The organism is Kribbella sp. NPDC049174 (genome assembly GCF_043197365.1).
Lineage (GTDB): Bacteria > Actinomycetota > Actinomycetes > Propionibacteriales > Kribbellaceae > Kribbella.
The window spans coordinates 2172249-2195411 of record NZ_JBICSZ010000001.1 but is presented as its reverse complement, the minus strand read 5'-3'; the positions used below and the strand labels follow the sequence as shown (position 1 = coordinate 2195411).

The 23163-nt window shown below is 70.0% G+C and carries 14 protein-coding genes; 11 read left to right on the top strand and 3 right to left on the bottom strand.

Annotated elements, in window-relative coordinates; translation table 11 throughout:
• The first annotated feature begins 112 nt into the window (after positions 1-112).
• The 3 genes from ACGFIF_RS10310 to ACGFIF_RS10300 are packed head-to-tail and all read left to right on the top strand — an operon-like array spanning position 113 to position 7761.
• Positions 113-6967 carry a toxin glutamine deamidase domain-containing protein gene (locus ACGFIF_RS10310; RefSeq protein ID WP_393153555.1) on the top strand — a complete coding sequence of 2285 codons (6855 nt, stop codon included), beginning with the start codon at positions 113-115 and terminating at the stop codon, positions 6965-6967.
• On the top strand, positions 6961-7488 hold the full coding sequence (locus ACGFIF_RS10305; RefSeq protein ID WP_393153553.1) for a hypothetical protein: 528 nt from the start codon (positions 6961-6963) through the stop codon (positions 7486-7488). Before ACGFIF_RS10310 ends, ACGFIF_RS10305 begins: the two co-directional genes overlap by 7 nt.
• Positions 7489-7761: a hypothetical protein gene (locus tag ACGFIF_RS10300; RefSeq protein ID WP_393153551.1), complete on the top strand. Its 273-nt coding sequence runs from the start codon at positions 7489-7491 to the stop codon at positions 7759-7761.
• A gap of 4 nt (positions 7762-7765) precedes the next feature.
• Here ACGFIF_RS10300 and ACGFIF_RS10295 read toward each other — a convergent pair whose 3' ends face one another.
• The gene (locus ACGFIF_RS10295; protein ID WP_393153549.1) at positions 7766-8614 is read right to left on the bottom strand and encodes a hypothetical protein; all 849 of its coding nucleotides are present in this window, start codon (positions 8612-8614) and stop codon (positions 7766-7768) included.
• A 200-nt stretch (positions 8615-8814) separates the two neighbouring features.
• Between ACGFIF_RS10295 and eccCa the strand changes: the two genes are divergently transcribed.
• From eccCa to ACGFIF_RS10265, 6 genes are all read left to right on the top strand, one after another.
• The gene (eccCa, locus tag ACGFIF_RS10290; RefSeq protein ID WP_393153547.1) at positions 8815-12771 is read left to right on the top strand and encodes a type VII secretion protein EccCa; all 3957 of its coding nucleotides are present in this window, start codon (positions 8815-8817) and stop codon (positions 12769-12771) included.
• Between the two features lie 238 nt (positions 12772-13009).
• Positions 13010-13414, top strand: coding sequence for a hypothetical protein (locus tag ACGFIF_RS10285; RefSeq protein ID WP_393153545.1), 405 nt, complete (start codon positions 13010-13012; stop codon positions 13412-13414).
• Between the two features lies 1 nt (position 13415).
• Complete coding sequence (locus ACGFIF_RS10280; RefSeq protein ID WP_393153543.1) at positions 13416-14465, top strand: DUF6177 family protein; 1050 nt, start codon at positions 13416-13418, stop codon at positions 14463-14465.
• Between the two features lie 28 nt (positions 14466-14493).
• The gene (gene eccD / locus ACGFIF_RS10275) at positions 14494-15816 is read left to right on the top strand and encodes a type VII secretion integral membrane protein EccD (RefSeq protein ID WP_393153541.1); all 1323 of its coding nucleotides are present in this window, start codon (positions 14494-14496) and stop codon (positions 15814-15816) included.
• A gap of 12 nt (positions 15817-15828) precedes the next feature.
• Positions 15829-17322: a MinD/ParA family protein gene (locus ACGFIF_RS10270; RefSeq protein ID WP_393153539.1), complete on the top strand. Its 1494-nt coding sequence runs from the start codon at positions 15829-15831 to the stop codon at positions 17320-17322.
• A 187-nt stretch (positions 17323-17509) separates the two neighbouring features.
• The gene (locus tag ACGFIF_RS10265; protein WP_393153537.1) at positions 17510-18064 is read left to right on the top strand and encodes a Rieske (2Fe-2S) protein; all 555 of its coding nucleotides are present in this window, start codon (positions 17510-17512) and stop codon (positions 18062-18064) included.
• An 83-nt stretch (positions 18065-18147) separates the two neighbouring features.
• On the opposite strand, the gene ACGFIF_RS10260 is transcribed toward ACGFIF_RS10265, so the two are convergent.
• Together ACGFIF_RS10260 and ACGFIF_RS10255 are read right to left on the bottom strand one after the other, a co-directional pair.
• The gene (locus ACGFIF_RS10260) at positions 18148-19398 is read right to left on the bottom strand and encodes a S8 family peptidase (protein ID WP_393153535.1); all 1251 of its coding nucleotides are present in this window, start codon (positions 19396-19398) and stop codon (positions 18148-18150) included.
• A 149-nt stretch (positions 19399-19547) separates the two neighbouring features.
• A complete protein-coding gene (locus ACGFIF_RS10255) occupies positions 19548-20003 on the bottom strand; it encodes a DUF6194 family protein (protein WP_393153533.1) in 456 nt (151 codons plus the stop codon).
• A gap of 82 nt (positions 20004-20085) precedes the next feature.
• Here ACGFIF_RS10255 and uvrC point away from each other — a divergent pair, with 82 nt between their 5' ends.
• Both uvrC and rapZ read left to right on the top strand, forming a co-directional pair.
• Positions 20086-22116, top strand: a complete 2031-nt coding sequence (gene uvrC / locus ACGFIF_RS10250) for an excinuclease ABC subunit UvrC (protein WP_393153531.1) — start codon at positions 20086-20088, stop codon at positions 22114-22116.
• On the top strand, positions 22116-22985 hold the full coding sequence (rapZ, locus tag ACGFIF_RS10245) for an RNase adapter RapZ (RefSeq protein ID WP_393153529.1): 870 nt from the start codon (positions 22116-22118) through the stop codon (positions 22983-22985). Before uvrC ends, rapZ begins: the two co-directional genes overlap by 1 nt.
• Positions 22986-23163: the final 178 nt, after the last annotated feature.

The following is a 23163-nucleotide window of genomic DNA, read 5'->3' as shown; positions in this document are numbered from 1 at the left end:
GGCCACCTGCCACCCAACTCGTTGTACGACGCGTGCCGTGACCACACGCGCCGTACTGCTTCGCCGTACCAGATGTAATCGTCGACCCAGCGTGTGACCGAGGACTGAACTGATGATCAAACCCGAAGGCATCCCGATCACGGAAGTGAAGAAGGTCGTCACCGCGCTCGACGACAACGTGTCGTCGCTGAGCGGCCTCGGGGAGAAGTTCAGCGATGTGGGCGACGGCGTCCACAACACGTTCCAGGGCCTGAACGCGGTCTACCACGCGCCCGAGCGGGAGCTGCTGGTGGGCTCGACGAAGAAGATCCAGGACAACCTCACCGAGTTCGGTCCGAGTCTGCCGAAGATGTCGGGGCACCTGGAGACGCTCGCCGACGAGGTGCGCAGCCGGCTGGGCACCCTGGAAGACATCCGGGAGGAGGCCTACGAGTGGCATCGCCGCAAGGACGGCAACCCGGAGTGGCAAAACGATCAGGACATGATCGACGACAACAACCGCATGGTCAAAGACGTCAGCCGGATCATGACCGAGGAGATCCCGGAGCTCTGCTTCACCGCCGCCAACGAGATCGTCAAGCTGCACGGCGGGAAGACCTGGGACCCGGAGACCGGCGTCCGCGAGGGCGAGGAGCCGCCGCCACCGCCGGACGAGGACGCGGAGCCGGAGGCACCGGCGTGGGGGACCGAGGAGGAGCGGGACAAGCCTTGGTGGCAGGACACCCTCGAGTTCGTGCCGAACATGCTGCTCGGCGTGGTCACGGTCATCGGCGAGACAGTCGAGAGCATCCTGACGCTGGTGCCGGTACTGCCGCTGCTGGACATGATCCCCGGCTTCTCCGACACCATGAAGGACTGGTTCAACTGGGATGTCCCGACCTGGGAGGACGCCGGTAACGCCTGGGTGGGCCTGGGCGTCTTCGTGGGACAGATCGCGACCCTTCCGAGCCAACTCGTTGCCTGGGGCGCCGAAGAACTCTTCGGCGTGGAGCGGCCCCAATGGCTCAAGGACTGGTCCCAGATGGGCCTCGACATGGGCGAGGGCATGCTGAAGGGCTTCGTCGCCTGGGACGAATGGTCGGAGAACCCGGGCAAGGCCTTCGGGATGGCGCTCACCAACATCGTCGCCACGGTCGCGTCGGGTGGCTCGGCCGGTGCGGTCAAGACCGCGGCGCTGGCCGGCAAGTTCGGCGCCGCGAGTACGGCGGTGGCGAGAGTCGCCGGCGTGGCCGCGAAGTTGCAGGGGGCGCGGGTCGGCCTGCACGACATCGCCCTCGGTGCCGTGAGCAAGATCCCGAAGGTCAGCGACGTGGTCAACGGTCTGTCGAAGATCCCGATCGTCGGCGACACCTTCAAGATGCAGGGCGTCACGCCGGCCGACGTGACGGTGGACCTGCCGGACGTCGACACCCCCGGACACACCTCGGTCGACACCCCGTCGGGCAGCACGTCCGTCGACACCTCGTCAGTGGACACGCCAACGATCGACACCTCGTCGGTGGACACGCCGACAGTCGACACCTCGTCGGTGGACACACCCTCGGTCGACACGACCCGCACCCCGGGCGCCGACTCCCCGTCCACGCCCGCGGTCTCTCATGCGGACCCGAGCACGACGACGCCGGTGACGACAACACCGGGCACGACGACACCGGGGACGGCGACACCGGGCACCACGACACCGGGCACCACGACACCGGGCACGTCGACCCCAGGTACGACGACGCCAACCAACCGGGCCCCCGACACCACGACGGCGCCTGGAACGCGCACGCCGGACTCGAGCACATCGCCTGGTACGCGTACACCGGACTCGAGCACATCGCCTGGTACGCGCACCCCCGACTCGACCACGCCGAACACCTCCCGGACCCCGGACTCGTCGCGGACGCCGGAGACATCGCGGACCCCGGACTCGACGACGCACACGCCGGAGTCCTCGCGGACGCCCGAGTCCACGCGGACGCCGGAGACCTCGCACACGCCCGAGACAACTCGCACACCGGAAACGTCGACCCCGGAGACCTCGCGGTCGCCTGAGTCCACGCACACGCCCGAGACAACTCGCACACCGGAAACGTCGACCCCAGGCAGCACCCGGACGCCGGAGACCAACACGCCCGGGACGCACACGCCGGGCTCCACGCGGACGCCGGAGACGAACACCCCCGGGACGAACACCCCAGGGTCCACGCGGACGCCGGAGACGAACACCCCCGGGACGCACACGCCGGGTTCCACGCGGACGCCGGAGACGAACACCCCCGGGACGCACACGCCGGGCTCGACACGGACGCCGGAGACGAACGCGCCTGGCACTCCGCACACCCCGGACCCGGTGGCGGCTCGGAACGTGGACCCGGCCGTCACCCCGGTCATGCCGATGCACCCCGGCGTACCCGGGCATGCCAGCACCCCGAACACGCCCAACACCCCGAACACGCCCAACACCCCGAACACCCCGAACACCCCGAACACCCCGAACACCCCGAACACGCCCAACACCCCGAACGCCCCGCGGCAGCCCAGGCCGTATCAGGAGCCGGCGCGGCCGTTCGGTCCGGCGCCGCAGTCCCCGTTCGGTCCGGCACACCGGCCGCCGGCACAGCCGCCGCACAACCCGAGCAGGCCGTTCGACGGTGGCAACGATCCGAGGTACGACAGCCCGCTCGCGCGTCAGATCGAGATCGACCGGATGAGGCCGGACTACCTGCGTCCGGAACCGGGCAAGCCTCGGTCGCAGATCGACCCGAACCAGTACATCGAGCCGCACCCGGCGGACCCCCGCCGGGGCGACCTGCGCGACTCGGTCGGTCGCCCGCCGCACGAGAACCCGGAGCGCTGGGTCGGCAACATCAACCCGGACCACGGCGTGAGCCGGCAGTTCCAGATGAACTGTGCGGACGTCTCGCGCAGGGCCGCGGACATCCTGAACGGCGGCACGCCGGATCTGGCCGCCGGGCGGAGGTTCGGCAACGGCGAGAACCCGGAAGCCACCCTCGAGTGGATGGACCTGGAGGACTTCCCGCCGAACAACAGGATGGCGGTGCAGGACTGGAACGCCAATCCGGCCGACTTCACCAACGCCGCCTACCGGAGGGTGTTCGACGCGCTGTCCGGCCGTCCGCCGGGCACGCACGCGAACATCTTCGTCACCTGGCGGTCCCCGATGCCCGGGATCCCGGGCGGTGGGCACGTCCTGAACGCATTCGTCGACGCGTCGGGGCGGGTCAAGTTCCTGGACGCGCAGCCGCCCGGCGGCCGGATCTCCGATGCGTTCCCGCCCGGCCATCAGGGCCCGCACCCGAGGAACCCGTACCCGGGCGACATCACGTCGATCCAGTTCGCCGTACGCCAGCCCGGCGGCAGGTGGGAGGGCCCTCCGCGCACCCCCAACACCCCACCGGCCTCGCAACTCCAGTACCTCCGCCCGCAAACCCCGCTCGGCACCCACACCCCGGACGTCAACACCCCCGGAACCCACACCCCGACCCCGAACACCCCGGACGCAGCCACTCCATCCATCGCCGACCGCCTGAACCCGCCAGACACTCCCACCCGCACCCCGGAGACTGGCGGCCCGGAGTCGCGCACGCCTGACTCGCGTACGCCGGAGACGGGCGGCCCGGAGTCGCGCACGCCTGATTCGCGTACGCCAGAGACGGGTGCCCCGGAGTCCCGCACGCCCGAGACCGGCGGGCCGGAGTCGCGTGCGCCGGAGACGAACGCGCCGGACTCGCGGACGCCGGAGACGAACGCGCCGGACTCGCGGACGCCGGAGACGAACGCGCCGGAGTCTCGTGCGCCGGAGACGAACGCCCCGGATTCGCGTACGCCGGAGACAGGTGCGCCTGATTCGCGTACGCCGGAGTCACCTGGTCCGGAGTCGCGCACGCCCGAGAAGAACGCCCCCGATTCCCGTACGCCGGAGACGCAGGTGCCGGACGGGCATGCTCCGGATGGGTATGGTTCGGCGCCTTCGCGCGGGGAGCCGGATGGGCCGTTTGCTCGGTCTGAGTTGGCCGATCGTGGGTTCCGGGCGTCGCCGGCGGACGAGGCGGCGTACCGGTCGAGCCTGCGATCGATCGACGCGGGCAAGATGGCAGAGCACCGCAGGCGCGGTCAGGAGCAGCTCCCTGATCGCATCGACGACCTGTCGGACCTCGAGCTGAACGCCATGGAAGAGATGCTCGGGATGCCCCACCAGGACATCAACCGGGCCTTCCGCGCGGGCGACACGAGGGTCGAGCAACTGCCGCTGGTCCGGATGGCGACCTCGGCGATGAACAAGCTGCCCGACTTCGTCGGCGATATCCACCGCGGCATCACCTTCGACACGGTGGAGGACCTCCAGGCGTTCCTGAACAAGTACCAGCCGGGCGGCTCCACCCGGGAGCCGGCGTTCACGCACTCGGACAAGGATCCGGACGGCGCGAAGATCTTCAGTGGTGGGGACTACGCCCCCGCCAGAGTCGTGATGCACATCGACGCGCGGCACGGCAAGGACATGTCGTTCCTGCGTGACAAGAGCCTCGGTGTCGACGAAGTCATCCACCCGCCGCACACCACCTTCTACCCGACGAGGCTGGAGTTCGATCGGGAGACGAAGACGTGGCACGTTCACGTCCGCGACCACGGCGGACCCGAGCCTGAGCCGCCGGGCGGCTGGCCTGCCATGGACGAAGTGGCGCCGGCTCCGGACCCCGCGAGGGACCACTGGAGGCAGCAGGCGCAGGCGCGCACGCAGCAGCCGGCGTGGAGTCCGCACAACCCGGCGTCGAACCAGATGCCTCCCACCCCGGGCCGTCGGCCGGAGCCGGTGTCGTACGATCCGCCTCCGGGCTATCTCCAGTCCAACCAGCCGCCACAGCAGCCGTTCGGGCCCGGGCAGCCGCATCAGCAGTACGGCCCCGGTCAGCCTGACGCCCCGTCGTACGAGCCGCCTCCCGGCTACCTCCAGCCGGGCCGGCCGCCGCACACCCCCCAGCAGCCGTACCACCCCGGCCAGCAGCCTCCGGGCCAGTTCGGCCCCACGGGCCAGCAGCCCGGATACCACCCGGGGCAGCAGCCGCAGCAGCCTGGCTACCAGCCTGGGCACCAACCAGGCCAGCAGCCGGAGGGGCAGTTCGGCCCGACCGGAGAGCAGCCTGGGCACCACCCCGGGCAGCAGCCGGAAGGTCAGTTCGGTCCGGCGGGGCATCAGGCGCCGGGGCAGGGTGGTCCGGCCGGTCATCAGCCAGAAGGGCAGTTCGGCCCGCCTGGCCAGCAGCCCGGTTATCACCCCGGTCAGCAGCCGGGTCACCACCCGGGCCAGCAGCCGCATCCTGGGCAGGACCCGTTTGGGCCGGGACAGCCGAACCAGCCGGGCTACCCGCACCAGCCAGGGCAGCCGTACCCGCATCAGCCGGGTCAGCCTGGGCACCACCCGGGACAGCAGCCGCACCCGTACCAGCCGGGTCAGCAGCCGCATCCTGGGCAGCAGCCACATCAGCCCGGTCAGCCGCACCAACCTGGGCGATACCCGGAGCAGCCGAACCAGCCTGCCCGCTATCCGGAGCAGCCGGGTCAGCCTGGGCGGTATCCGGACCAGCCGGGTCAGCCTGGGCGGTATCCGGACCAGCCGGGGCAGCCGCACCAGCCGGGGCGGTATCCCGAGCAGCCGGGGCAGCCGCACCAGCCGGGGCGCTATCCGGAGCAGCCGAACCAGCCGGGGTACCCGAACCAGCCGGGGTACCCGAACCAGCAGCCTGGGCACCACCCGTACCCGAACCAGCCCGGGCAGCCGCATCAGCCTGGGCAGCCGGGGCGGTATCCGGAGCAGTCGCCGTATGGGCCGGGGCAGCCGGATCCGTATGCGCCGCCGCGTCAGCCGGATCCGTACGGGCCGCCGCATCAGCCTGGTCAGCCGTATCCGAACCAGCCTGGGCAGCCGCATCAGCCCGGGCAGCCGGGGCGGTATCCGGAGCAGTCGCCGTATGGGCCGGGGCAGCCGGATCCGTACGCGCCGCCGCGTCAGCCCGATCCCTACGGACCGCCGCAGCAGCCGGGGAACTTCCCGGGGCAGCAGCCGTTCGGGCAGCCGAACCGTCCGGCGTACAACCCGCAGGAGTACGGCCCGAACGCGCGGCACACGCCGGGGGAGCAGCCTGACCAGTACGGCGGGCAGCCTCCGGCTCAACCGCACGGCGAGCAACCGTCGTACGGCCAATCGGATCCGTACGGATCAGCGGACCCGTACGGATCAGCGGACCCGCCTGGCACGGCGGATGCACACGGTCCGGGTGAGCCCTCGGGCACGCCGGGGCCGGGTGAGGTGATCCGGATGGGGACCGGGGCGAACTCGAAGTACCCCGTTCGGATGCCGGACCTGGACGAGTTCGTCGAGAACGATCCGGACCTGGACCAGGGGTACCGCGACATCCGGAACACGCCCGACGACGTGCCGAAGATCGCCGACTCACTCGACCTGCACGACGACGACCCGGCGACACTGGCCGAGTTGGAGGAGGTGGTCGACGTGGCGAAGCGGAACATGTTCGTGAACAAGCACGACGTGGCGATCGGCCCCGGTGACATCCGGCACGGCAACTTCCAGTCGCTGCCGGAGATGGCCAAGCTGTGGCGGAAGGCGACGGCAGGGCGCCTGAACGGCATGGAGATGAACCAGATGCGATCCCTGGTCGCGCACGAGTACGTGGAAGCCAAGTTGCTCGAGCTGGGCGTTCCGTACAAGCTGGCCGACCCGGACATGTGGGACTCGCAGGGGACGTACCGGCGCCGGAAGAATCCGGGCCCGCACGAGCTGGCGCCGTTGTCGACGCGAGGCGGGGAGGAAGTCGACCTCCTGGATCTCTGGGAGAGCTACGGGCTGACCCGGCCGTTCCCGGAGCCGTTCCGGCCGAAGGATTTGTCGAAGGCGACCCTGGATGCGATCGTTCAGGCAATCAAGGAGCAAAAGGGATGGTGACCGACATGACCGCCGCCGAGCGGATGGTCGAGCGCCTGCTCGCGGTGAAGTGGGACAAGGGCGCCGCGCTCGCGCATGAGGAGTCGCGCGCCCGGCTGGCCCTGGAGTTCCTTCGGCGTACGGCGCAGTGGGCGCTGGCCGTCGGAGCGGAGCGGGGCTGGCCGTCCAGCGACCTGGCGGGCGGCGTGGATCCGGACGTCGCCGTCGACCCGGCGCTGCTGGCCAGGCTCGAGCTGGACGAGTCGTCGACGGACCTGTTCCCGGTTCCGACGGACCTCGCCGTGGCGATCGTGCGCTGGGCGGCACTCGGCGACCTGCCTCGGCAACGGTTCCCGCAGCTGGACGATCCCTACGAGCCGATCCTCGAGCTGTTCGACCGCGGTGGCGGTTATGCGCGCGGCCCAGGGGAGCTCGACCTCGGCTTCATTTCGGTCCAGCTCCGGTCGGTGACCGACCGGGCCGCGCTGGAGCCGTTGCCGATCGATGCCGCGACCCTGGACGCGCTGGATCGGGAGGCCTGAGTGTCCGGGAACTACGGGACGCAGGTCATCGAGTCGGTGGCGGTTCGGCGGCGGCGGTTGCGGGAGGCCTGGTTGTTCGGGGCCGAGCGGGCCAAGAACACGTTGAACGAGCAGACGGGGAAGGTGCTCGCCAGCGTGATGATCGGTGCGGTGGCATGTGCGGGCTGTGCCGGGGTCTCCTACTTCAAGTCGGCGCAGGCGAAGGAGGAGAAGGAGCAGCCGACGCCGACCCAGACCACCTCCGGCCCGGTCAGTCCGTCACCCTCCAAGTAGCCGGCTAGCGGCCGAAGAGGTGGCGTAGCCAGGTGCGGCGGGGTTGGGGTTTGAGGGCGGCTGGGAGTACGGCGGTCGGCGGGGTCGCCAGCGTGACCGGGACCTGGACCATCTGGTCGCCCTGGAGCCAGTAGAGGTCGGGCGAGCACTGGTCCGGTGCGCTGCGGTAGCTGTCGGCGACCCAGCGGGCGAGTGCGTCGGCGCGGGCCTGGCCGGCGTCGGCGGGGCAGTAGGCGACGGTGCTCAACCGGGGTACGCCGATCAGCACGCCCGCGCCTATGGATGCCTGCGGCAACAAATTCTCCCGGTCGACGATCGCCATCGACACCAACGGGTTGCCATCGCGGGTGAGGACCGAGAACGCACCGTGGTCCTGTGGCACCAGGTCCGCGATCTCCTCCAGGCTGAGCCGCACCGGTGACGGTACGCCGGGGTCGCCGAGTCCGAGCATCGAACGCCGTACGACGGTCAGCCGCCGGAACTCGTCGCCGGTGCGGATGAACACGACCACCTCGAAGTGGTCACCGAACGGCAGCAGGGCGTCGGCGACCGGGCCGGCGGTTCGCGCCGACCAGCCGCGCTGCACGAGCAACGCGCGCTGGCGCTCGGCGACGTCGCCGTACCGGTGTTCCTCGGTGGCGAGCTCACCCTCGGCGACGACGGCCCGAAGCCACGCCTCGATCTGCTCCGGCCAGCGCTGCTGTGGTAGCTGAAGGCAACGATCGACGATCTCGCCGACTCCCACCACCGCGGACATCTGCAGTGCGCCGCGTCCCCAGCCGACCTCGACCGTCCGCTCCGCGGCGTCCACGACGCAGCCCGGCAACCAGATCGGCGCCAGGTCCGCAATCATTTCAACCACAGTGGAATCGTCTGTCTGTGTCATCCGATGACCTCACCCACCACTACAGTGTCTCGCACGTCCGTCGGTAAGAAGTACGAAGTCCCCCGCGCAACCGCGGGCTGGTCCAGCGGAGGAAAACCTTAGTGGCAAGCCGGATCGTGCACCGCCCGGCGCGGCGCACACCTGCCCCCGGGGTGCAGCAGCAGCGAGTGATCGAGCCTGCCCCGTCTCTCGGCGGCGCTGGTGGGGGCGGAGGCGGCGGCGCGCTGCAGATGCTGTTGCCGATGGTCGGCAGCATCGGCTCGGTGGCGATGATGACGATGGGCCGGTCGGGCCCGATGGTGATGGTCGGTATCGGGCTGCTGGGGCTCACCATGGTCGGCTCTGTCGGCGGCATGCTCGCGTCCCGCGGCAAGGGCGGCAAGGACCGCAAGAACCAGCGCCGCCGCTACCTCGACTACCTCGAGCGGATGCGGGACGAGTTCTCGGTCCAGGAGCGCAAGGCCCGGACGCAGGCGCTGGAGCTGAACCCTCCGCCCGACGCGCTGCTGGACTGCGTCGCGGACGTGTCCCGGCTGTGGGAGCGCCGTCGTACCGATAGTGACTTTCTGCAACCGCGGTGCGGCAGCGGCCGGGTCCCGGCGGTTCCGGCCATGGTCGGTCAGGGCGGTTCCGCGATGGAGCCGCCGGACCAGTTCATGATGGCCGAGGCGAACGCTCTGGTACGGCGCTTCACGCTGAACCCGGACATGCCGCTGACCGTGCCGCTGGACCACGTCGGCAACGTCAGCATCATCGGCGACCGCGAGGGCGTCGTCCGGGTGGCCCGCTCGCTGCTCGTGCAGACGGCGGTCTTCCACGCACCGGAGGACGTCAAGCTGGCCGCGTCCTTCCCGCGCCGCGCGATGCCCGACTGGCAGTGGCTGAACTGGTTGCCGCACGTCCAGGACCCGGAGCTCAAGCAGGGCCCGGTCCCGTTCCGGCGGATCGCCGAGACCCCGGACGCGCTGGCACGGTTGCTGTCGGACGATCTGGGTGCGCGGGTCCAGTGGGCGACGGAGTCACGCCGCGGGTCGGTGAACTTCGAGGACCGCCGCCGGCTGACCCAGCGCCTGCTTGTGCTGCACGACACGTACGGCGACGTGGCGGCAGAGGTCCGCCCGCAGGCCGACGACTCGCTCCTGCCCGGGGAGCTCGGCGTCACCGTGTTGCACCTGGTCGCCGACCGCGTTCAGGAGCCGAGTTCGGTGACGATGCGGATCACCGTGTACGGCGACGAGGTCCGGGTGGAGGACCTGCGGGGGCAGTACCCGATGGTCGCCAGCGGCCAGGTGGACCGGATGGAGGCCGCGGTCGCCGAAGGGATCGCCCGCGAGCTCGCTCCGTTGCGGCTGTCCGCGGAGTCGCTGGACGAGGACGCGCAGCGCGACAACGTCGACTTCATGGGCCTGATCGGCATCAGCGACGTGGGTCGGCTGGACTTCGGGCAGCTCTGGCAGCCGCGTCCGGATCGCGCGTTCCTGCGGGTCCCGCTGGGGGTCGACGACCGCGGCGACGTCGTACTCGTCGACCTGAAGGAATCGGCCCAGCTCGGTATGGGTCCGCACGGACTCTGCATCGGCGCGACCGGTTCGGGGAAGTCCGAGGTACTGCGGACCATGGTGATGGCCCTGCTCGCCACGCACAGCCCGGACGATCTCGCGCTGGTCCTGGTCGACTTCAAGGGCGGCGCCTCGTTCGCGCCGTTCGCGGGGGTGCCGCACGTGGCCGGCATCATCACCAACCTGCGCGACGACGCGAGCCTGATCGAGCGCGCGTACAAGAGCCTGGAAGGCGAGGTGCAGCGCCGTCAGCAGGTGCTGAAGGACGCCGGCAACAAGGCCAACATCACCGACTACCGGCTGGCCCGGGAACAGAACCCGGACCTGCCGCCGTTGCCGCACCTGTTCGTCATCATCGACGAGTTCGGCGAGCTGCTGAACGAACGGCCGGACTTCATCGACCTGTTCCTGTCGATCGGCCGGATCGGACGGTCGATCGGTGTGCACCTGCTGCTGTCCAGCCAGCGGGTCGAGTCGGGCAAGCTGCGGGGCCTGGAGACCTACCTGTCCTATCGGCTGGGTCTGCGGACGTTCTCCGAGGAGGAGAGCCGGACGGTGCTGGACACCACCGACGCGTTCCACCTGCCGCCGCTGCCCGGGTTCGGGTTCCTCAAGGTCGACACGAGCGTCTACCAGCGCTTCCGGGCGGCGTACATCTCCGGCCCGTACGTTCCGCCGGCGAACGAGGTCGTCGAGGACGAGGGGGCGGACGTCCGCCCGCAGGCGCTGACGCCGTACCAGCAGTCCGTCGAGGAGCTGGAGGCGCAGAAGCCGGTCGAGGCCAAGGCGACCGAGCGTACGACGGGGCCGACGGTGCTGACCGTGTTCGTCGACCAGGTGTCCCGCGCCGCCGAGTCGGTGCTGAAGATCTGGCTGCCGCCGCTACCGGCTGCCTGCACGCTGGACGGTCTGGCCGGCCGCGCCGACTTCGTCGACGGCCGTGGTCTGCAGCTGGCGGTGAGGTCGCCGCAGATGAAGCCGCCGGTCGGTGTGATCGACGACCCGGGCAACCAGCGCCAGGAGGTCTACCGGCTGGACCTGACCCGTGCCGGTGGTCATGTCGCGCTCGTCGGCGGTCCGCAGTCCGGCAAGACGACCGCGTTGCGCACGCTGGTCACCTCGCTGGCCCACACCCACACCCCGCAGGAAGTCGCGATCTACGCGCTCGACCTGGCCGGCGGCGGCATGCAAGCGCTCGAGCAGCTGCCGCATGTCGGCGGCGTCGCGCTGCGCACCGACCGGGAGAAGGTGCGGCGCACGGTCGAGGAGATCCGCGGGATGATCGACCACCGCGAGCGGGTGTTCCGCAACCACGCGATCGACACCATGGAAGCGCTCCGCAAGGACCACGCGGCCGGCGCGATCCCGGAGCTGCCGACCGCGGACGTCGTCTTGGTGATCGACAACTACGGCGCGATCCGGACCACGTTCGACGAGTTGGACGAGCCGATCACCGACCTGCTGTCGCGCGGCAGCAACTACGGCATTCACGTGGTCGCGTCGATGATGCGCTGGAACGACGTCCGGATGCAGAACCAGGCGATGTTCGGCACGATGCTGGAGCTGCGGCTGAACGACCCGTCGGACTCCAGCATCGACCGGCGCCTCCAGGAAGTCCTGCGCAAGGCCGGCCCGGGCCGGATGCTGGTGCCAGGGTCCACGAAGTTGTTCGCCCATTTCGCGCTGCCGCGGGTGGACGGCGTCACCTCGGACGAGAACCTGGCCGAGGTGCTCGAGGCGCAGGCGGTGTCCGCGCGGTCGACCTGGCAGGGGCCGCGGGCGCCGCAGATCCGGATCCTGCCGCTCAAGCTGCCGCGGGCCGAGCTGGGCGACGAGATCCGCGAGCCGGCCGTGGTGCCGATCGGGGTGGACGAGCGTGCGCTGGCGCCGGTGTACCTGGACCTGTCCGGCCGGGACAGCAACCTGGTGGTGTTCGGCGACAGCGGCTCCGGCAAGACCAATCTCGTCCGGCTGATCGTGCAGCAGCTGATCGAGCGGCACCCGTCCGATCAGCTCGTGTTCGCGGTGATGGATCCGCGGCGCGGCCTGCGCGAGTACGTGCCGGAGGCGTACGTCGGTGGCTACGCGCCAACCGGCCGGGTCGCCGCCGGGCTGGCCGCCGGGGTGTCGCAGGAGCTGGCGAAGCGGATGCCGGACGACACCGGCGCTGTTCCGGAGGCCGGCCAGGGCGGACCGCGGATCGTGGTGCTGGCAGACGACTACGACCTGCTCACCGCGGGCGGGCAGTCGCCGATGGACCCGTTCCTCCCGTACGTCGCCTCCGGCCGGGACATCAAGCTGCACTTCATCCTGACCCGGCGCGCCTCGGGCGCCTCGCGGCAGATGTACGAGCCGTTCCTGTCCGCGGTGCTCGAGTCCGGGGCCGCCGGTCTGGTGCTGTCCGGCGATCGCAGCGAGGGCCAGCTCTTCACCGGCGCCCGCCCGGGCGACTACCCGCCCGGCCGCGGTTTGTTCGTGCGACGGGGTGACGGGCCGCAGCTCGTCCAGACGGCGCTGGCCGACGCGGTGCAGGCCGTCAGCGAGAACAGCGGAGGAACGACATGACAGTGCACATGGCCGGGCCTCCGGCACCGGCAGGGTCATGGGGCTTTGACTCCCGGCCTTCCCTCGTCATTCCAGTCGCTGCGTTCAATGCCACGCCTCCGGCGCGGCGGGTCCTGGGGCTGAAACTCCCGGTCTTCCCTCGTCGCTCCAGTCGCTTCGCTCCCTTCACTCCTCAGTCCAGACCGGGAGGCCCGAGGACCGGGCTCCCTCCACTCCTCAGTCCAGGCCGGGAGGCCCCATGACCTACGACCTGGTGGCGCTCGTGGACGGACGTCCGTCGAGTGACGACGTCCTGGCGGGACTGGCCGCGGCGGGGGAGGAGATGGGCGTTCGCGCGGTGAGCGGCGGCGCCGTCATCCAGCTGTGCGGCGAGGACCATCTACCCCTGGTGTCGATCGAGTTGCCGCTGCTGATCCAGGTCCCGGGCGAGGTGGAGCGGATGCTCGGTACGTCGGTCGGCACGGTGCGGACGCCGGCCTGGTGGGTGGAGATCCGGGCGACGGCTCGCGACGGCGCCCGCGAGGTCGCGGAGCAGTACGCGAACACGCTGATCAACCGGCTGGGCGGCAAGGTCTGGACGTCGGCAGGAGTCCAGACGCCCCGGAACGAAACACCGCACAGCGCGAGCGAGGGAACCGACTGAGATGCCGAACGACCTTATCTTCAGCCCGGGCGTCGACCTGATCACCGAGAAGGTCGCCGTCGTCATGCAGGACCGGCCGGTGATCGGCATGTCGGCCTGGCTCAGTGACGCGCTGACGTCGGCCAAGATGGCCGCCCGCGACGTGCAACTGGTCACGCCGAAGGCCTCCAAGCTGACCTGGCCGGTCCGGTCGATGCTGTTCAAGGGCACCTACTCCAAGTGGGTCGTCACCGGCGACGACGGTGAGTACTTCGACGGCTTGAACGGCGTCCGGCTGAACTGGAACGGTGACCTGTTCGTCGCCCGGGCCACCGTGAGGCCGGGGGAGCAGAACTCCGACATCCACCCGGACTTCGTGGTGGAGGAGAAGCCGTTCGCCCAGCTGCAGCTGACCGTGCGGGTCCGGCACAAGGCGGTCGAGAGCCTGGTGCTCGGCCGGGTCGCCGAGCGGCTGTTCACCGCGACCACCGGCAGTGGGCCGGCCGGCTGGGCGACGTCCGAGCCGGTGACGCAGCCGTGGAGCCCGGAGGCACTGACCGAGTACTGCCGGGACCGGGCGCCGTCTCCGACCTGGCTGGTGCTGTCCGGACAGCCGGGCGCGGAGTTCAGGCCCGCGGTCGGGACGCTCGAGTCACGCCGGGTGCAGTCGGGGCTGGACGAGACCGTGACGCTGGCCGTCGCACAGTCCGGGCTGGAGTTCCCGGACGTGAACAAGGTCGGTGTGTGGATCGACGAGATCGCCGACAACTTCGAGCTGGTCTCCGCGATGGTGGTGGGCTCGTACGGCGCCGCCGACGGGACGTACCAGCCGCGGTTCGCCGGAATGACCAGCCCGATCGGGGTCGCCGCCGGGAACGAGGCGGTCCGGGCGTCCAGTGTCGCGGAGATGCTCAAGGTCAAGGGGATCAGCCGGGCGATGGCGATCGGCCCGGCGCACGCACCCGCGATCTGGTATCCGATCGGGGACGGCCGCAACCCGCGGGACTGGCAGAAGTACGCGACGCTGATGAAGAAGCTCGTCCCGGCCGAGGCGGCGGCGGGCACGGCGTGACGAACCACCAGAACAGGAGCATCGACGGATGAGTACGTACAGCCGGGTCACGGTGATCGGGCAGCGCAAGCGGATGGATGCCGTGCTGCCCGCCGACGAGCCGCTCGGTGTACTGCTCCCGGACCTGCTCCGGCTGCTGGACGAGCCGCTGCAGCAGAGCCCGCAGCGGCGCTTCCTGACCACCGCGGCCGGCACGCTGGTGCCGCCGGAGGGGACGCTCGCGTCGGCGCAGATCATCGATGGCACAGTCCTGCGGCTGGCGGCCGAGGGTGAGTTGCCGCCGCCCCCGACCGTGTACGACGTGACCGAGGAAGCGGTCGAGGACCTCAAGCGCCGCGGGACCACGTTCAAGCCCGCGCACCGGCGGATCCTGGCCGGCGCCGGGCTGGTGTTCTCGGTCATCGCCGGCGCGATCTCGCTGCTGGTCGCCGCGCCGAACGTGCTGACCGGTGTGATCCTGCTGGTGGTCGCGGCGATCTGTGCCTTCATCGGCATCGCGCTCGGCCGGTCCGGCAACAACGTGGTCGCGATCCCGCTGGTCACCGTGGCGACCGTCGTACTGGCGCTCACGGCTGCGTTCTGGGCACTGGACGCGGGCTGGGAGCTCGGGCTGGTGATCACCGTCGGTGCGCTGTGTCTGGCCTTCGGCCCGATGTTCTTCGCCGCCGCGGGGGTGGCCGGTGGCGGCGTCGTCGCGGGTGCGACGGCGATCCTGTTCGTGGCGGTGTGGATGGTCGGTGCCGGCACGGGGCTCGCCGCGGATCGCACCGGTGCGCTCGCTGCTCTGCTGGCTGTGCTGCTGCTCGGACTGCTGCCGCGGCTGGCGCTGGGGTTGTCCGGTCTGTCCGGTCTGGATGACCGGCGTGCTGCCGGTCAGGAGATCATGCGTGGCGACGTGCAGAGTGCCTTGAATGCGGCGCACCTCGGTCTGGCCCTGGCGGTCATGCCGATTGCCCTGTCGTCCGCGGTGGCCGGGATCATGCTGCTGCGCCAGGGCGGGGCCTGGTCGATCGCGCTGGCCCTGGTGCTCGCGTTCCTGCTCGCGTCGCGGTCGCGGCTGTACCCGTTGGTGAGCGAGGTCGCCGTACTGTTCGCGGCCGCGTTCACGATCGTGTCGGGGTGTGTGCTGATCGCGGCGGTCAACGGTCAGGGCGGTGCGTTCATCGCACTCGGGCTGCTGGTGCTGGTGGCGATGTTCTGCGCGTTCGGTCTCAGTTTCGCACCGGCGGAGCATGTCCGTGCTCGGCTCACCCAGCTGCTCGACTATCTTGAGGTCGGGGCGATCATCGTGACGGTCCCCTTGGCGCTGGGAGTCTTCGGCGTCTACTCCGACCTGCTGAACGCGTTCTGACGACCGGATGGAATGACTGAATCGAACTGGCAGGGTGACATGCTGCGCCAGATGGCGGAGCAGTCACCGGCCGAGGACCCGGCCCGCCCGGACAACCCGCCCGCACCGGCCCCCGCCGCACCACCTGTGGCCCCCGCCGGGCAGGGCGGTCCTGCTGTGCCTCCCGCACCTCAGCAGGGTCCGTATCAGCAGCAGTACGGGCAGCAGCCGCCACCGCCTGGTCCGCCGACCCAGTACCAGCAGCAGCCTTACCCGCAGGAGCAGTACCCACTACAGCCGTACCCGCAGCAGCCGCCGTACCCGGCTGAGCAGTACCCACCGCAGCAGCCTCCCTATCCACCGGAGCAGTACCCGCCTCAGCCGCAGTACCCGCAGCAGCCGCCCTATCCGCCGGACCAGGGGTACCAACAGCCGCCGCCGTACCAGCCGGGTCCGTACGAGCAGCAGCAATACGTGCCACCGCCGCCGTACCAGCCTGCGCCGTACGAGCAGTACCCGCCGCAGCAGCCGTACCAGCAGTACCCGCCCTACGAGCAGCCGCAGTACGAAGAGCAGTACCCGCCCCAGGGACAGCACCATCCCGGGCAGGTGCCGCATCAGGACTACTACGAGCAGCCCCCGCACCAGGGACCGCCGGCGCAGGATGACGGCTGGGGCGCACCGGCGCCGCCGACTCCGCAGTCGGACCAGATCGGTACGCCGATGCAAGGGCCGGGAGGCGACTCGGTGTTCGACCGATTCCGCCGGATCGCCTCCGAAGCGGCGTACCTGGTCGGCGCCTCGGGCCGGATGCAGCGCGACGTGGACAACATCGCGATGATCCGCCGCCCGATCGCGATCATGCGTCGCGTCGGTGTCCTGAGCCCGGTCACCAACGGCGGTACGTCGACAGTCACCGCACTGCTGGCCACCATGCTCGCGGCGCAACGATCCGACCGGGTGGTCGCGGTCGACGCGGATCCGGGCGGTGCCGAGCTGTCCCGGCGGTTGGAGTTCTCCGTCGGTGCCGGCCCGATCGAGCGTGTCACCCTGCTCCGCAGTGAGGGCACCGCAGAGGCCGTCCGTACGACGCTCGCCGAAGCGCAGGGCCAGGGCGCGCGTGACGTCGGGCTGGCCGTGGTCGACTGCCCGGGCGGCCTGTTCGACGAGATCCCCGCCGAGCTGGCGGGCTCCGGGCATTGCGCTGTCGTGGTGGTGCCATCGGTGCAGCACGTGGCGAACTACTGCCTAGCGCAGCTCGACCAGCTGACACCGGGCGGCCAGGACGTGCTGCTCACCCGCGGCATCGTCGTCATCACCATGGTCGAGAACGTCGACCCGGCCTCGGTCACCTGGCTGGTCGAGGCCTTCCGCCAGCGCGGTATGGAGCCGGTCGTGCTGCCGTTCGACCTGCACATCGCCCAGTCGTGGCCGCTGCGCACCGAGCAGCTGCAGTCGGACACTCGCCGCGCGGTTCTCGATCTGGCCGCCCGCGTGGTGGAGACGGTCACCCGCATTGCCGGCTGACGCACAGCGGGTTCACAGCAAAGCCTCAAACGACAGTTGAATCCGACAAACTTCCTCAAACGCTGAACCGTTCTGCTGATCTGGTCGTTTGACCCGGTATCCGCCCCTGTACTTGAACGGGTCGGGTAGACATCAAAGAAGCGAAGCGTTCAACTACTTTGACCGAAGCTCCTGGAGGTCCAGATTCATGAGCGATGACACCATGGCCCCGCCCACCGCAGCTCCCGCACCGGAGGCGGCCGGCGAGCTGCGCGACCGGAGGTCGGTGCTCCGCTGTGCCGCGATGGTCGCACTGGCCGGCGCGGGCGCGCCGATCCTCGCCGCCTGTGGCGGGGGAGACGACGCGGGCTCGGCCGGCACCACCGGGACCAGCTCGGCCCCGACCACCAGCGCGCCGTCCTCGGCCCCCAGCTCGGCGCCGTCGTCGAGCGCTCCGGCCACCACGGCGAGCGGGACGGTGCTCGGCCCGGCGGCTGACGTGCCGGTGGGCGGCGGGAAGGTGTTCACCGACGCGAAGGTCGTGGTGACCCAGCCGGCCGCGGGTCAGTACAAGGGCTTCTCGGCCGTCTGCACCCACCAGGGCAACCCGGTGGGCTCCGTGGAAGGCGGTCAGATCGTCTGCCCGTTCCACAACAGCCATTTCAGCATCACCGACGGCAGTCCGGTCAGCGGCCCGGCCCAGACCCCGCTCCCGGCCGTCAACGTCGCCGTCCAGGGCACGAACATCGTCCAGACGGCCTGACACAGGGGGAGCGAGAAAGAGCCCGACCTTCGGGGGCCGGGCTCTTTCTCGTTCAGGTGATCAGCGCCGCCTCGTTCAGGTGATCAGCGCTGCGCCGGGTCGACCTTCCCGACGTACAGCAGCTTGTTCGGCGAGCCGGTGCCCGGGTCGCCCACCTTGTCCGGCGTGGACGCGCCGACCAGGGCGGTCGTCACATCGGCCGGCGTGGCGTCCGGGTGGTCGGCCAGGTAGAGCGCGATCCCGCCGGCCACATGGGGCGTGGCCATCGACGTGCCGCTCATCGTGTCCGTCGAGTCGGGGTCGGTGATGCCGACCGACAGGGTGTCGACACCGGGCGCGAACAGGTCGACGCAGGTGCCCCAGTTCGAGAACGACGCCTTCTGGTCCTGGTCGTCGGTCGCGCCGACCGTGATCGCCGACGGCTCCCGGGCCGGCGACGCGCCGCAGGCGTCCGAGCTCTCGTTGCCAGCGGCAACTGCGTAGGTGATGCCGGAGTCGACCGACGCCTTCACCGCCGCGTCCAGTGCGTCGTCGGCGCCGCCGCCGAGGCTCATGTTGGCGACCGCGGGCTTCGTCGCGTTCTTGGTCACCCAGTCGATCCCGGCGATGACGGACTCGGTCGAGCCGGAGCCCTTGCAGTCGAGCACCCGGACCCCGAACACCTTGGCGCCCTTGGCCAGGCCGTACGTCGTCCCGGCGATGGTGCCGGCCACGTGGCTGCCGTGCCCCATGCAGTCGACACCGTTCTGGCCGTCGCCGACGGTGTCGGTGCCGACCGAGGCGCGGCCGCCGAAGTCCTTGTGCGCGGCGTAGATCCCGGTGTCGATCACGTAGACGTTGACGTTCTCGGCGGTGGTGGAGGCCTCGTACTTCTTGTCCAACGGCAGATCACGCTGGTCGCTGCGGTCCAGGCCCCACGGCGGGTCGTCCTGGCTGACGGTGATCTTCTGGTTCTGCTGGACGAACGCGACCCGCGAGTCGCCGGCCAGCTTCTTGGCCTGGTCCTCACTCATGGTCGCCGAGAAGCCCTTGACCGAGGCGTCGTACTGGTCGCGCACCTTGACGTCGTAGCTGCTCGCCAGGCTCGCGTTGGTGGCCCGGGTCTCGGTCTGCGAGCGCTGCCCGGCCAGGACGACGATGTAGCTGCCGGGGATCGCGGTCGAGGTGCCGGCACCGCGGATGGTGACATCGGCCTCCGGTGCAGCCGTGCTGCCGGCCGCGGTGGCGACGATGCCGGTGACGGCCAGCGCGGACGCTGCGACCGCTCCCAGCACGGCCCGCGGCCTGCGGACGCTGTGCAGCTTTCCCGGCAGCTTTCGAACATTAGGGGACATGGGCGGATCTCCCTCGAGTCAGCGCAAGGCCCAGTTGCCTCACGCAAAGGTCCTGCCGACCTACCCTGCGTGAAAGGCTAGGGTCCGCGCTCATCCCAACCAGGGGTCAAACCAGCCTTATGTGCCAAGCCGCAACATGACTGCAAGGTTCAGCTGGTTTGGCGGGCGCGGTGGTTGGCGTACTTGCGGACGGCGAACTCGTAGGCCTCGGTGAGGAGGTCCTGGAGCGGGGCGAGGTCGGTGGGGGAGATGATGCAGACCCAGTGCTGGGAGGCGTAGAACGGGTGCGGCATCAGCTTGTCCCGCTCGGCGTAGTCGTGGCCGGAGTCGAGCACCCAGTCCGCGTCCCGCTCGGTCGGCACCGGGCCGAACAGCGACGTGTACGTCGCCTTGGTCAGGCCGATGTTCAGTCGCCAGGCACCCGGCTCGTCGAGTCGTGAGACATTCTCGTAGTGGTCCCCGGTCACGATCGTGGCGAACGGCTGCTGCCGCTCCGGCGGCAGGTCCGCCTCCGGGTCGTACAGGTAGAACAGGTCGCCCTGTGCCTCGAGCAGCCGGATCCCGTCGTACCCCCGGATCAGGAGGTCCATCTCGTCAACAGTCATGCCTTCAAGTGTGTCATTGAAGTAGCGATTGATACTTTGGCCGAATTCCGACTTTGTCCGTGCGGCGAACTAGGGTGGATGAGTGGCTGATCCGTCCTCCTACCGTCCCGCTCCCGGGTCGATTCCCGACTCGCCGGGTGTGTACCGCTTCAGCGATGCCGCCGGGCGGGTGATCTACGTCGGCAAGGCGAAGAACCTGCGGGCCCGGTTGTCCTCGTACTTCCAGGATCTGGTCAACCTGCACCCGCGCACCCAGGCGATGGTGACGACCGCGGCGAAGGTCGAGTGGACCGTGGTCGGCAGCGAGGTCGAGTCGCTGCAGCTGGAGTACTCCTGGATCAAGGAGTACGACCCGCGTTTCAACGTGAAGTACCGCGACGACAAGTCGTACCCGTGGCTCGCGATCACCCTCAACGAGGACTATCCGCGGGTGATGGTCGGCAGAGGCCAGAAGAAGAAGGGCATCCGGTACTTCGGCCCGTACAGCCACGCCTGGGCGATCCGCGAGACCGTCGACCTGCTGCTGCGCGTCTTCCCGATGCGCTCGTGCAGCAAGGGCGTGTTCAACCGGCACCGCCAGATCGGCCGGCCCTGCCTGCTGGGGTACATCGGCAAGTGCGCCGCCCCCTGCACCGGCCAGGTCAGCCAGGAGGAGCACCGCAAGATCGTCGACGACTTCGCCGCGTTCCTGTCCGGCCAGACCGCGACGTACGTGCGCCGGCTGGAGAAGGAGATGCGAGCGGCGGCGGCCGAGCTCGAGTACGAGCGGGCCGCGAAGATCCGGGACGACCTGGCCGCGCTGGAGAAGGCGCTGGCCAAGAACGCGGTCGTCCTCGGCGACGGCACCGACACCGACGTGATCGCGCTGAGCGAGGACCCGCTCGAGGTCGCCGTGCAGATCTTCTACGTCCGCGGCGGCCGGATCCGCGGTGAGCGCGGCTGGATCGCCGACAAGGCCGACGGGACCGCGACCACCGGCGACCTGGTCTCGCGCTTCATCCAGCAGACGTACGCCGGTGACTCGGGTGACGCGATTCCGCGCGAGATCCTGGTGCCGACCGAGCCCGAGGACATCGACGCGCTGACCGAGTGGCTGTCCGAGCTGCGCGGCTCGAAGGTGTTCATCCGGGTCCCGCAGCGCGGCGACAAGAAGTCGCTGATGGAGACGGTCGAGCGGAACGCGCTGCAGACGCTCACCATGCACAAGACCAAGCGGGCCAGCGATCTGACCACCCGCAACCAGGCGCTGGAGGAGATCCAGGCCGGGCTCGACCTGCCCGAGGCGCCGCTGCGGCTGGAGTGCTACGACGTCTCCAACCTGCAGGGCACCGAGGTGGTGGCCTCGATGGTCGTGTTCGAGGACGGCCTGCCGCGCAAGAGCGAGTACCGGCGGTTCGTGATCAAGGGTGTCGACGGTCAGAACGACGTCGCCTCGATCGCGGAGGTGCTGACCCGGCGGTTCAAGCGTCTCCTCGACGAGCGGGCAACGTTGCAGGACGACGAGGACCCGGCGGCGAGCCTGATCGACCCGGAGACCGGCCGGGCCCGCAAGTTCTCCTACGCGCCCGGACTGGTCGTGGTCGACGGCGGCCCGCCGCAGGTCGCGGCCGCGCGGCAGGCGCTGGACGAGCTCGGCCTCGGCGACATCCCGGTCTGCGGGCTGGCCAAGCGGCTCGAGGAGGTGTGGCTGCCCGACGAGGAGGACCCGGTGATCTTCTCCCGGACGTCGGAGGGCCTCTACCTGCTCCAGCGGCTGCGCGACGAGGCCCACCGGTTCGCCATCACCCACCACCGCAACCGGCGCTCGAAGTCGATGGTGGAGTCCGTCCTCGACGAGGTCCCGGGCCTGGGCGAGGTACGGCGCAAGACGCTGCTGAAGCATTTCGGGTCGCTGAAGAAGCTGCGCCAAGCAACGATCGACGAGGTCGCCGAGCTGCCCGGATTCGGCCGTCGTACGGCGGAATCGGTCGTACTCGCGGTGAACCTTGCCGCAACGAAGGCCGACACCGGCCGGGCGCCGGCGGTGAACATGGCCACGGGCGAGATACTGGATGACGACGTCCCGGCGCCGGCCGGGGCGCCCGACGGGGATCCAGGGAGAACTGAGAACTGATGGACGACGACCAGGGCGGCAATCTCATCATCGTGTCCGGTATGTCCGGCGCGGGACGGAGCTCGGTCGCGGACGTGCTGGAGGACCTCGGCTGGTTCGTGGTGGACAACCTGCCGCCGATGTTCCTCACCACCATCGTCGAGCAGGTCGTCGGCACCGGCGCGTCACCGCGGCTCGCGGTCGTCGTCGACGTCCGGACCGGCCTGTTCTTCGACGAGCTGAGCTCCGCCATCCACGATCTGCGGCTGAAGGGGTACCGCCCGCTGACGCTGTTCCTGGAGGCCTCCGACGACGTGATCGTGCGGCGACAGGAGAGTGTCCGCCGGCCGCACCCGCTGCAGGGCGAGGGCCGGCTGCTGACCGGGATCCAGCGCGAGCGCGAGCTGCTCGGCGACATCCGGGCCGGCGCCGACCTGGTCATCGACACCTCGAACATGAACATCCACCAGCTCGCCGCGAAGATCGTGAACGCCTTCGGCGACGAGGAGAACGCCGAGCTGCGGGCCACCGTGGTGTCGTTCGGGTTCAAGTACGGCATCCCGGTCGACGCCGACGTGGTCGCCGACATGCGGTTCATCCCGAACCCGTACTGGCAGCCCGACCTGCGCCCGATGACCGGGCAGGACCGCCCTGTGTCAGACTTCGTCCTCGGCCATCCGCTGGCCCAGCAGTTCCTGCAGAACTACGTGGACGTGCTGGACACCTTGCGGACCGGCTACCTGAACGAGGGCAAGCGCTTCGTCACCGTCGCGATCGGCTGCACCGGGGGTAAGCACCGCAGCGTCGCGATGGCCGAGGAGATCGCCCGGAGGCTGCGCGAGAAAGGGTCACCGACCTTGGTCGTACACCGGGATCTGGGGCGGGAGTGAGCCAGAGTCCCTGGGACGCCCCTGCCCGCGGAGAGCACGAGCCGGGGGCCTCTGGTGTGTCATCTGGGGGGCGACCCCCAGACCCCCGCCAGAGTCCCTGGGACACCCCTGCCCGCGGAGAGCACGAGCCGGGGGCCTCTGGTGTGTCATCTGGGGGGCGACCCCCAGACCCCCGCCA